The following is an 11,469-nucleotide window of genomic DNA, read 5'->3' as shown; positions in this document are numbered from 1 at the left end:
ATTTGAATTTCCCTAGTTATCTAGGACAGCCCCAAATTTATACAAAAATGAGCGCGGTTCGGCGCAACCTTGAATCAAGTTCCCGCATCGGTTTTCATTGCCGGTACGGATGCGTTCAAGCCGGCTTTGCAAAGGCCGCGCTTTCGGCAAGCGGACACGGACACTGCCGACGGTTGCGCCGTTAACGGGGGGAGGGAGGAGCTGCGCCGACCGTGTGAATGAAAGTGCCGTCTGAAACCCGATTTTCAGGCTTCAGACGGCATTTCGCATTAATGCGGGCGGCGCGTTTATTTGCCGCGCATCAGCTCGAAGAAATCGTCGTTGTTTTTAGAGGCTTTGATTTTTCCGATTAAAAATTCGGCTGCCTCGATTTCATCCATCGGGTGCAGGAACTTGCGTAAGAGCCACATACGTTGCAACTGGTCGTTCGGCACAAGCAGCTCTTCGCGGCGCGTGCCGGATTTGTTGATGTTGATGGCGGGGAAGAGGCGTTTTTCCGCCATACGGCGGTCGAGGTGCAATTCCATATTGCCGGTGCCTTTGAATTCTTCGTAAATCACATCGTCCATACGGCTGCCGGTTTCAACCAATGCTGTGGCAATGATGGTCAGCGAACCGCCTTCTTCCACGTTGCGCGCCGCGCCGAAGAAACGTTTGGGACGGTGCAGTGCGTTGGCATCGACACCGCCGGTTAGGATTTTGCCCGAGGTAGGCACGACGGTATTGTAGGCGCGGGCAAGGCGGGTAATCGAATCAAGCAGGATGACCACGTCTTTTTTGTGTTCCACCATACGCTTGGCTTTTTCAAGTACCATTTCGGCAACTTGGACGTGGCGTTGCGCCGGCTCGTCAAATGTTGAAGAAACCACTTCACCTCGGACGGAACGGCTCATTTCGGTTACTTCTTCGGGACGCTCGTCAATCAAGAGGACGATGAGTTCGACTTCGGGATAGTTTGCGGTAACGGCGTGGGCAATGTTTTGCAGCATCACGGTTTTACCGCTTTTGGGCGGGGCAACCAAGAGGGCGCGCTGACCTTTGCCGATGGGGGAAATCAGGTCGATGGCGCGTCCGGTCAGGTTTTCTTCGGACTTTAAGTCGCGTTCCAGCTTCAACTGTTCGGTCGGAAACAGCGGGGTCAGGTTTTCAAACAGGATTTTATGGCGGCATACTTCCGGGTGGTCGCCGTTGATGGTATCAAGCCTGACCAGGGCAAAATAGCGTTCGTTGTCTTTTGGGACGCGCACGCTTCCTTCGATGGTGTCGCCCGTATGCAGGTTGAAGCGGCGGATTTGGGTGGGCGAGACATAGATGTCGTCGGGGCCGGCAAGATAGGACGTGTCCGCGCTGCGGAGGAAGCCGAAGCCGTCGGGCAGGATTTCAAGCGTGCCGGAGCAGGTGAAACCCTCGCCTTTTTTCATCATCTGGCGGACGATGGCAAATACGAGGTCTTGTTTGCGGAATCGGTTGGCGTTTTCGATGCCGTGTTCTTCCGCCAATTCTAAGAGTTTGGAAATGTGCAGGGTTTGTAATTCGGAGACGTGCATAATAATGATGTATTTTGAAGAGGAAAAAGACAGGCAGATGCCGTCTGAAAGAAGAAGCTGACCGTTGCCGGTTGCTCGGGGAAGGGGGAATTGTAGGCAGTCGGCGCGTGGGTGTCAAATATTATCGCGGACGGGGCATCGGCAGGAAATGCCGTCTGAGCGGAGCTGCTTGGAAAAAAATACCCCCGCGCTTTTCAGGCTCGGGGGTATGGGCATTGATTATTTGTTCAATTCATTCGCCAAATATAGCCAAGTTTCGATGACGGTATCCGGGTTCAGGGAAACGCTTTCGATACCTTCCTCAACCAGCCATTTGGCGAAGTCCGGATGGTCGGACGGGCCTTGACCGCAGATGCCGACATATTTGTTCTGCTTGCGGCAGGCGGAGATGGCAAGGTGCAGCATCACTTTGACGGCAGGGTTGCGTTCGTCAAACGATTCGGATACCAAGCCGCTGTCGCGGTCGAGACCGAGGGTCAGTTGGGTCATGTCGTTCGAGCCGATGGAGAAGCCGTCGAAGTATTGCAGGAATTGTTCCGCCAATACCGCGTTGCTCGGCAGTTCGCACATCATAATCAGGCGCAGGCCGTTTTTGCCGCGTTCCAAGCCGTTTTCTTTCAGGGCTTTGACAACGGCTTCGGCCTCGCCCAAGGTGCGTACGAACGGAATCATGATTTCAACGTTGGTCAGCCCCATTTCGTCGCGGACGCGTTTCAAGGCTTTGCATTCGAGGGCGAAGCAGTCTTTGAAATTGTCGGCGACATAACGCGCTGCGCCGCGGAAGCCCAGCATCGGGTTTTCTTCGTGCGGTTCGTATACGCTGCCGCCGACCAGGTTGGCGTATTCGTTGGATTTGAAGTCGGACATACGGACGATGGTTTTACGCGGATAAACCGATGCGGCCAATGTCGCCACGCCTTCGGCGATTTTATCGACGTAGAAGTCGACAGGGGACGCGTAACCGGCGATACGGCGGGTAATTTCCGCTTTTAATTCGTCATCTTGTTTGTCAAATTCCAACAAGGCTTTCGGGTGGATACCGATTTGGCGGTTGATGATAAATTCCATACGCGCCAAGCCGATGCCTTCGCTGGGCAGGTTGGCGAAGCTGAATGCGAGTTCGGGGTTGCCGACGTTCATCATGACTTTGACGGGTGCTTTGGGCATATTGTCCAAGGCGACATCGGTGATCTGTACGTCCAACAGGCCGGCATAGATGAAGCCGGTATCGCCTTCGGCACAGGATACGGTAACTTCTTGACCGTTTTTCAGCAATTCGGTTGCATTGCCGCAGCCGACAACGGCAGGAATACCCAGTTCGCGCGCGATGATGGCGGCGTGGCAGGTACGTCCGCCCCTGTTGGTCACGATGGCGGAAGCGCGTTTCATCACCGGTTCCCAATCCGGGTCGGTCATATCGGTAACGAGTACGTCGCCGGCTTCGACGGAATCCATCTCGGAAGCATCTTTAATCAGGCGTACCTTGCCCTGTCCGACTTTCTGACCGATGGCGCGGCCTTCGCATAATACGGTTTTGTCGCCGTTGATGGCGAAGCGGCGCAGGTTGCGGTTGCCCTCTTCTTGGGATTTTACGGTTTCGGGACGGGCTTGCAGGATGTAGAGTTTGCCGTCCAAGCCGTCGCGTCCCCATTCGATATCCATCGGGCGGCCGTAGTGTTTTTCGATGGTCAGTGCGTAATGCGCCAACTCGGTGATTTCTTCGTCGGTAATGGAGAAGCGGTTGCGGTCTTCTTCGGGGACATCGACGTTGGTTACCGATTTGCCGGCTTCGGCTTTGTCGGTAAAAATCATTTTGATGTGTTTCGAACCCATGGTTTTACGCAGGATGGCGGGCTTGCCCGCTTTGAGCGTGGGTTTGAACACATAAAATTCGTCCGGGTTGACCGCACCTTGTACGACGTTTTCGCCCAGACCGTAAGAGGAGGTAACAAAGACGACTTGATCGTAGCCGGATTCGGTGTCGAGGGTGAACATCACACCTGATGCGCCGCTGTCGGAACGCACCATGCGTTGAACGCCGGCGGAAAGGGCGACGATGTCGTGTTCGAAGCCTTTGTGGACGCGGTAGGAAATGGCGCGGTCGTTGTACAGGGAGGCGAATACATGGTGCATCGCTTCTTTAACGTTTTCCAATCCGTTGATATTCAAGAAGGTTTCCTGTTGGCCGGCAAATGATGCGTCGGGCAGGTCTTCGGCGGTTGCGGAAGAGCGTACGGCGACGGAAATGTCCGCGCCTCCGGCATCGGCGACCATTTTGTTCCATGCCGCTTCGATTTCGGCATCGAGCTGTTCGGGGAAAGGCGTGTCCAAAATCCATTGGCGGATTTCTTTGCCGACGCGTGCCAGTTCGGCAACGTCTTCGACATCTAATTTTGCCAGTGCGGCGGAAATGCGTTCGCTCAGACCGTTGTGTGCGAGGAATGCGCGGTAGGCATCGGCTGTGGTGGCAAAGCCGCCGGGGACGCGAACGCCTTTTTCGGTCAGCTGACTGATCATTTCGCCCAGCGAGGCGTTTTTACCGCCCACGCGTTCAACATCTGTCATACGCAGGTTTTCAAACCAGATTACGTAGTTGTCGGCCATTTGTGTGTCCAATCCAAAATATGTTAAAAAAGAAACAAATCCGCGTGCTTATTTTAAGCGATTCGTTCCTCTGCTGTCATGTGTTTTATCCGTTTTAAAATCATGATGCCGTCTGAAAAATTGCGGTTTCGGCGTGTGTAGCGGTTTGAAACTTGCAGCCGGTATACTTCTTTTTTTGGGTATTTTCTTTGTAAAACAGGTGGTTTGAATAGGTTAATGTTTTTTCTGTTTGATTTTTTTGTTTATTTTTTAAAATTTTCTGCCAAAAAATACTTTATATAAATAATTTTATTTCAAAATTATATTGTGTCTGTTTGGGTGTAATCCGAGGTAGGCGTGCTGCGGGTGCTTTCCTTGTGTCTGCCGCTGCTGTTATGATGATATTTTTATTCTGTATTTAAGGATGGAAGATGAGCAGTCCGCGCCATGTGTTTTACATTTCCGACCGTACCGGTCTGACTGCCGAGAATATCGGCGAGGCTTTGCTGAACCAGTTTGGCAATCTGTCGTTCAAACGCCATACGCATCCGTTTGTCGATACGCCGGAAAAGGCGCGCGCGGTGGTGGAGAAGGTCAATCGGAGCCGGCAGGAAAACGGTCAGCGTCCGATTGCGTTTGTCAGTGTGGTTGATGACGAAATCCGTCGGATTATCAAAGGGGCGGATGCTTTTCAGATTAATTTCTTTGAGACTTTTTTGGGACTGTTGGAGAAAGAACTCAATACCGAAGCCACGGCATCCGAGCAGGGGCATCACAGTATCGGTAATACGAAGCGTTACGATGCGCGTATGGAGGCGGTAAATTTCTCATTGAACCACGATGACGGGGTCAGCGATAAGAACCTTCAGGAAGCGGATGTAATCTTGATGGGTGTATCGCGTTCGGGCAAAACGCCGACCTGCCTTTACCTCGCCCTGCAATACGGCATCCGTGCGGCAAACTATCCGCTGATTCCCGACGATTTGGAATCGGCCGATCTGCCGCGTATGGTCAAGCCTTATAGGGATAAGCTGTTCGGGTTGACCATCCAGCCGGAACGTTTGCAGGCCATCCGCCAAGAGCGCCGCCCGAATTCAACTTATGCCAAAATCGATACATGCCGCAGCGAGGTGGCGGACGCGCAGAGTATGTTCAGACGGCATGGCATTCCGTTTGCGAATACGACGGATAAATCAGTGGAAGAGCTTGCCGTACACATCCTTCAGGCGTGCAAGCTCAAACGCAGGTTTTGACGGGCTTTGATTCGGTTTGAAGGCGGAAATGCCGTCTGAAATCAGGTTTCAGACGGCAGTATTATAGTGGATTAAATTTAAATCAGGACAAGGCGACGAAGCCGCAGACAGTACAGATGGTACGGAACCGACTCACTTGGTGCTTCAGCACCTTAGAGAATCGTTCTCTTTGAGCTAAGGCGAGGCAACGCCGTACTGGTTTTTGTTAATCCACTATATGTTTGTGGGGCGGATATTTTTCAGGACTGTATTTTGTCCAGACATTCGAGCAGATCGAGCGGCGTGCGGATGTGGAAATCCGCCTGCCATGAGCCGGTATCGTCTTCGGGAGCGATGTAGCCCCATTCGGCGAGGACGGTTTTCATGCCGGCGTTGCGGCCTGCTTGGATGTCGCGTTCGGCATCACCGACGTAGAGTGTGTGTTGCGGGTCGGCGTGGATTTGTCCGCACGCATACAGCATGGGTTTGACGCTGGGCTTGGGTTCGCCGCAGGTGTCGCCGCTGACGACGACGGCGGGTGGGATGATGAAGCCGAGTTTGGGGGCGAGTTTGTCGGTGAAGCGCATGGGTTTGTTGGTGATGATGCCCCATTTGATGCCGCGTCTGTCGAGTTCGGCGATGAGTTCGTTTACGCCGTCAAAGAGCTCGGTGTCTTGGGCGTAGCGGCTGTCGTATTCGTCAAGGTATTCGGTGCGCCATCGGGCATAGTCGGGGTGGTCGGGGGTGATGCCTGCGCCGAGTTTGAGCAGTCCTGCCGCGCCGTGGCTGGCTTGGTTGCGGATTTCGTCCATGCTTTTGGGCGGCAGTCCGTGGCGGGCGAGCAGGGTATTGAGTGCGCCGCCGAGGTCTAGGGCGGTGTCGGCAAGCGTGCCGTCGAGGTCGAAGAGTACGGCGTGTATCATGTGTGTTCCTTTTCAGACGGTATTTTTGTTCTGTTTCAAACCCTGCTCGAAATCTTCCAACATATCCAATTCAAAGCGGCTGAAGCCCGCTTTTTCCCGCGCTTCGATGTTCACATAGCCACGGAAGATAAACATATCGTAACGGGTAATCAGACTGCGGAACAGGGCGACAGGTTCCAAACCGCGTTCGCGGCAGAGGTGTTGATACCAATGGTTGCCGATGGCGACATGGCCCACTTCGTCGCGGTAAATGATGTCCAATACGCCGCAGGTTTCCGAATCGCCGCGCTGCGCCACCTTCGCGCGTATCCCCGGCGTAACGTCCAGCCCGCGCGCTTCCAACACGCGCGGTACCAACGCCATACGCAACAGTGGGTCGTAGGCGGTTTTGTACGCCATATCCCACAAATGGTTGTGCGCCTCGAAACTGCCGTAATCGAAGCCGAAAGCGCGCAATCTGTCGCGCATCAGGCGGAAATGGTACACCTCTTCCTTCGCCACTTTCACCCAGTCGCGGACAAACTGAAACGGCAGCGTGCGGAAACGGTATGCCGCGTCCAAAGCCAGATTGACGGCGTTGAACTCGATATGCGCAATCGCGTGCAGCATCGCCGCATAGCCTTCTGCCGTGTTCATTTTGCGCGGGGTCAGTTGTGACGGCGCGACCAAAACCGGCTTGTCCGGCCGTCCCGCGCGGGGGAAATCTGCCGGTGGCGCGTTTGTTTCCGCCCCGTCCGCATTTTGAACGGCGGCAAACGCCTCATCCGTCAGCCGTCCTTTTTCATCGGGGTCGCCCGAAAGCAGGGCGCGTTCCAGCAAAGCATAAATATCGGGTTTCATTTCAAGTCCGCCGTGTTCGGAAAACAAATATTATAGCGTTTAAAAAAAACAAGATGAGGCATATAATCTCCGCGATTCGGCATTCCGCGCCCAAACCGTCAAATCACGCGGCACACAATTAAAGGGCAGCGTGGCGCGCCTACCTTTTCCGAGCGGTCAAAAAAATCAGCCCTCGGAAAACGCTGTTTGTAAAATGCAAACCGCCCGTAACGCCGCCCGTATGATTGTTTTGCCGCGCCGATACTTTACGCCACACCCATCCCAACAAGGAAAAATAATGATGAAACCGCACAACCTGTTCCAATTTCTCGCCGTTTGCTCCCTGATCGTCGCCGTCGCTTCCGCACAGGCGGGCGCGGTAGACGCGCTCAAGCAATTCAACAACGATGCCGACGGTATCAGCGGCAGCTTCACCCAAACCGTCCAAAGCAAAAAGAAAACCCAAACCGCGCACGGCACGTTCAAAATCCTGCGCCCGGGCCTCTTCAAATGGGAATACACTTCGCCTTACAAACAGACTATTGTCGGCGACGGTCAAACCGTTTGGCTCTACGATGTCGATTTGGCACAAGTGACCAAGTCGTCCCAAGACCAGGCCATAGGCGGCAGCCCCGCCGCCATCCTGTCGAACAAAACCGCCCTCGAAAGCAGCTACACGCTGAAAGAGGACGGTTCGTCCAACGGCATCGATTATGTGCTGGCAACGCCCAAACGCAACAATGCCGGCTACCAATACATCCGCATCGGCTTCAAAGGCGGCAACCTCGCCGCCATGCAGCTTAAAGACAGCTTCGGCAACCAAACCTCCATCAGTTTCGGCGGTTTGAATACCAATCCCCAACTCTCGCGCGGCGCGTTCAAGTTTACCCCGCCCAAAGGCGTGGACGTGTTGAGCAACTGATGCCGTCCGCCCCGATGCCGTCTGAAAGCCGCCGAGGCTTCAGACGGCATTTTCACGCAGGCGGAACAATGTCCCGCATTACCGCCCGATCGGGCATCGGAACGGCAAACCCGTGAAAATTAACGGTTGCGCCCCGGCTGTTTTTGCCGTTTAATGCAAACCTTGCTGCACCAAGGGCCAAGAAAGCCGACCGGCCGCCCCCACAGCTTCCGATGCAGGCGGCCCGGCCGTCCCTGCAATGTTTTTTATTTTTGAACGAAAGGTCGAAAACCATGAAAAAAACACTGGTGGCGGCGGCAATCCTGAGCCTCGCCTTGACTGCGTGCGGCGGCGGAAGCGATACCGCCGCCCAAGCCCCCTCCGCCAAGCCCGAAGCCGAACAATCGGGCAAACTCAATATCTACAACTGGTCGGATTATGTCGATCCCGAAACCGTCGCCGCCTTTGAAAAAGAAACCGGCATCAAGACGCGTTCCGATTATTACGACAGCAACGAAACACTGGAGGCAAAAGTCCTGACCGGCAAATCCGGCTATGACCTGACTGCGCCGTCCATCGCCAACGTCGGCCGGCAAATCAAAGCGGGCGCGTATCAGAAAATCGACAAGGCGCAAATCCCCCATTACGGCAACATCGATAAAGATTTGCTGAAAATGATGGAAGCCGTCGATCCGGGCAACGAATACGCCGTCCCCTATTTCTGGGGCATCAACACCTTGGCAATCAACACGCGGCAGGTGCAAAAGGCATTGGGTACGGACAAGCTGCCCGAAAACGAATGGGATTTGGTGTTCAACCCCGAATACACCGCCAAACTCAAATCCTGCGGCATCAGCTATTTCGACAGCGCAATCGAACAGATTCCCTTGGCGTTGCACTATTTGGGCAAAGACCCCAACAGTGAAAATCCCGAAGACATCAAAGCCGCCGTCGATATGATGAAAGCCGTCCGAGGCGACGTGAAACGCTTCAGCTCTTCCGGCTATATCGACGATATGGCGGCGGGCAACCTGTGTGCCGCCATCGGTTACGGCGGCGATTTGAACATTGCCAAAACCCGTGCCGAAGAAGCCGCAAACGGCGTGGAAATCAAAGTATTGACCCCGAAAACCGGCGTGGGCGTGTGGGTGGATTCCTTTATGATTCCGCGCGACGCGCAAAACGTCGCCAACGCCCACCGCTATATCGACTACACGCTCCGGCCCGAGGTGGCGGCGAAAAACGGCAGCTTCGTTACCTACGCGCCCGCCAGCCGTCCCGCGCGCGAGCTGATGGATGAAAAATACACCTCCGACGCATCGATTTTCCCGAACAAAGAACTGATGGAAAAAAGTTTCATCGTATCGCCCAAATCCGCAGAATCCGCCAAACTGGGCGTGAAGCTGTGGCAAGGGCTCAAGGCCGGAAAATAACCGCACCCCCTGCCGTCTGAAACCTTTCGGGCGGCAGGAAACAGCGCGTCCGTTATCAAACAGGGGGGCGTTTCCCCTCCTGCCGGTTATGATTGGGTTAAGATTAAAATGATTTAGTAAAATGAGAAAGATATGGATTTAAGTATCGTAGTTCCCATTTATAATGTCGAAAGTTATTTGGAAGCGTGTTTAAGTTCCATAGAACCTATATTAAGTAATGAAAATGTCGAACTTATCCTTGTGAATGACGGGTCAAAAGACGGAAGTGAAGATATATGTTATAAATATATAGATAAAACAACAAACAACAAACAACACCCGATACCGAACACCAAACATCAAATATATATATCAGGATAACCAAGGATTGTCGGGGGCGAGAAATACCGGAATAAAAAATTCAAACGGAAAATATATAGTCTTTATTGATTCAGATGATTTTATTAATTGTCAGGTCTTGCTGGATTTTCTTAGTAAAGATGATATTGATATGCCGGATGTGGTTTTTTTAAATGCAGTTAAATATGATAAGGGAAGTGTTTCACATTTTGGCGAAGATTATCAGCCTGAAAAAATACTCAATCAATCCAAAGTCGAAGTTTTGAAAGGATTATGCCGATTTAGAAAATTTCCGGGTTCGGCGTGTAATAAGATTATAAAAAGGGAATTGATTATCAAAGAAAAACTGTTTTTTGAAAAAGAGGTTTATGCCGAAGATATCGAATGGTCAATGAGATTATTTAATGCGGCAACAACTTTTTCTTATTTGGACGGTTGTTATTACTATTATCGGCAGGGAAGAAAAGATTCTAAAACAGGAACTGTTTCGGAAAAAAGTATAAAGTCATTATTATATATTTTGGAGAAAAATGCGGAAATGGAATTTGATAGGGATATATCAAGTTATCTTTATTCTTTTCTTTCCTACGAATATCTCGTTTTGCTTTTTATCATGACGAGTAAAAATATAGAGTGTGATGCTGATATAAAAAGAAGGGCGTATCATTTAAGGTTTATGCTGTTAAAGTCCAATAAATTGATATATAAGCTGATATTCCCGATAATCACATTATTCGGGGTCGATATTACAGGCAGGATTTTAAAAGCAATCAGGGGGAATATTTAATAAATCCTTTAACACTATACATCTTACCGAAGGAGGAAAAATGAACGCAATCCGAACTTTCCAAAACCGCACGCCCGAAATCCACGAAAGCTGTATGATAGACGAAGCGTGCGTCGTCATCGGCGAAGTGTCGCTTGCCGAAGACGTTTCTGTGTGGCCGTGCGCCGTGTTGCGCGGCGATGTGAACAGCATCACCGTCGGCGCGCGCAGCAATATACAGGACGGCAGCGTCCTGCACGTTTCCCACAAAACCGCCGCCAAACCCGAAGGATCGCCGCTGGTTATCGGCGAAGACGTTACCGTGGGGCACAAAGTGATGCTGCACGGCTGCCGAATCGGCAACCGCGTCTTGGTCGGTATGGGCAGCACCGTTTTGGACGATGCTGTGATTGAGGACGAAGTGATGATCGGCGCGGGCAGCCTCGTTCCGCCGCGCAAACGCTTGGCGGGCGGCTACCTTTATATCGGTTCGCCGGTCAGACAAGTGCGCGTGCTGACCGATGAGGAAAAAGCCTTTTTGAAATATTCCGCCGCGCATTATGTGAAGCTGTCGAAACAGTACGGGATGTGAAATCACATCGGCGTTCTTGCGTCAGCCCCAAATTCATGCGGACGGGATGCATCCGATAACGGTATCCGATGCGCCTTGATTTTGACCGTCTGCGTTTGAGTTGCAGGCAAAAATGCCGTCTGAAGCCCTTTTTTCGGGTTTAGACGGCATTTTATCGCCGATTGCTTTTTACAGTTTGACCGAATGTTCGCGCGTTTCGTGGAACACGATGTCCGGCCAACGTTCTTGCGTCAGCCCTAAATTCATGCGGACGGGATGCCCGATAACGGTATCCGATGCGCCTTGATTTTGATCGGTGCATTTGAGTTGCAGGCAAAAATGCCGTCTGAAGCCC

Annotated in this window: 11 protein-coding genes and 1 pseudogene; 7 read left to right on the top strand and 5 right to left on the bottom strand. The window is 52.4% G+C overall.

Annotation, left to right across the window (positions count from 1 at the left end; genetic code table 11):
- Positions 1–287 precede the first annotated feature (287 nt).
- The gene (gene rho / locus HMPREF2959_RS04145) at positions 288–1,547 is read right to left on the bottom strand and encodes a transcription termination factor Rho (RefSeq protein ID WP_002219650.1); all 1,260 of its coding nucleotides are present in this window, start codon (positions 1,545–1,547) and stop codon (positions 288–290) included.
- Positions 1,548–1,766: 219 nt separating this feature from the next.
- On the bottom strand, positions 1,767–4,151 hold the full coding sequence (gene ppsA / locus HMPREF2959_RS04140) for a phosphoenolpyruvate synthase (RefSeq protein ID WP_002243624.1): 2,385 nt from the start codon (positions 4,149–4,151) through the stop codon (positions 1,767–1,769).
- A gap of 410 nt (positions 4,152–4,561) precedes the next feature.
- Here ppsA and HMPREF2959_RS04135 point away from each other — a divergent pair, with 410 nt between their 5' ends.
- Both HMPREF2959_RS04135 and HMPREF2959_RS13480 read left to right on the top strand, forming a co-directional pair.
- Positions 4,562–5,383 (top strand): posphoenolpyruvate synthetase regulatory kinase/phosphorylase PpsR, encoded by an 822-nt coding sequence (locus HMPREF2959_RS04135; RefSeq protein ID WP_002214270.1) that lies wholly within the window; start codon positions 4,562–4,564, stop codon positions 5,381–5,383.
- A 62-nt stretch (positions 5,384–5,445) separates the two neighbouring features.
- Positions 5,446–5,508 (top strand): annotated as a pseudogene (locus HMPREF2959_RS13480) (transposase); the annotation flags it as partial.
- 114 nt (positions 5,509–5,622) lie between these two features.
- On the opposite strand, the gene HMPREF2959_RS04130 reads toward HMPREF2959_RS13480, so the two are convergent.
- Together HMPREF2959_RS04130 and HMPREF2959_RS04125 are read right to left on the bottom strand one after the other, a co-directional pair.
- Positions 5,623–6,285 (bottom strand): HAD family hydrolase, encoded by a 663-nt coding sequence (locus HMPREF2959_RS04130; protein WP_002243625.1) that lies wholly within the window; start codon positions 6,283–6,285, stop codon positions 5,623–5,625.
- Positions 6,286–6,297: 12 nt separating this feature from the next.
- Positions 6,298–7,125 (bottom strand): ferritin-like domain-containing protein, encoded by an 828-nt coding sequence (locus tag HMPREF2959_RS04125; RefSeq protein WP_002243626.1) that lies wholly within the window; start codon positions 7,123–7,125, stop codon positions 6,298–6,300.
- Between the two features lie 277 nt (positions 7,126–7,402).
- Here HMPREF2959_RS04125 and lolA point away from each other — a divergent pair, with 277 nt between their 5' ends.
- From lolA to HMPREF2959_RS04105, 5 genes are all read left to right on the top strand, one after another.
- Positions 7,403–8,026 (top strand): outer membrane lipoprotein periplasmic chaperone LolA, encoded by a 624-nt coding sequence (gene lolA, locus HMPREF2959_RS04120; protein ID WP_002243627.1) that lies wholly within the window; start codon positions 7,403–7,405, stop codon positions 8,024–8,026.
- Between the two features lie 272 nt (positions 8,027–8,298).
- Complete coding sequence (locus tag HMPREF2959_RS04115) at positions 8,299–9,438, top strand: polyamine ABC transporter substrate-binding protein (RefSeq protein WP_002233653.1); 1,140 nt, start codon at positions 8,299–8,301, stop codon at positions 9,436–9,438.
- A 132-nt stretch (positions 9,439–9,570) separates the two neighbouring features.
- Positions 9,571–9,798, top strand: a complete 228-nt coding sequence (locus HMPREF2959_RS13190) for a glycosyltransferase family 2 protein (protein WP_002243628.1) — start codon at positions 9,571–9,573, stop codon at positions 9,796–9,798.
- Between the two features lie 7 nt (positions 9,799–9,805).
- Positions 9,806–10,564 carry a glycosyltransferase gene (locus HMPREF2959_RS04110; protein ID WP_002243629.1) on the top strand — a complete coding sequence of 253 codons (759 nt, stop codon included), beginning with the start codon at positions 9,806–9,808 and terminating at the stop codon, positions 10,562–10,564.
- Between the two features lie 40 nt (positions 10,565–10,604).
- Positions 10,605–11,135 carry a gamma carbonic anhydrase family protein gene (locus HMPREF2959_RS04105; protein ID WP_002217761.1) on the top strand — a complete coding sequence of 177 codons (531 nt, stop codon included), beginning with the start codon at positions 10,605–10,607 and terminating at the stop codon, positions 11,133–11,135.
- A 33-nt stretch (positions 11,136–11,168) separates the two neighbouring features.
- On the opposite strand, the gene HMPREF2959_RS12560 is transcribed toward HMPREF2959_RS04105, so the two are convergent.
- The gene (locus tag HMPREF2959_RS12560) at positions 11,169–11,285 is read right to left on the bottom strand and encodes a hypothetical protein (protein ID WP_025458944.1); all 117 of its coding nucleotides are present in this window, start codon (positions 11,283–11,285) and stop codon (positions 11,169–11,171) included.
- Positions 11,286–11,469: the final 184 nt, after the last annotated feature.

This window comes from Neisseria sp. HMSC070F02 (assembly GCF_001814225.1).
In the GTDB taxonomy this organism is placed as follows: domain Bacteria; phylum Pseudomonadota; class Gammaproteobacteria; order Burkholderiales; family Neisseriaceae; genus Neisseria; species Neisseria meningitidis.
This window is presented reverse-complemented; position numbering and strand designations above follow the sequence as displayed.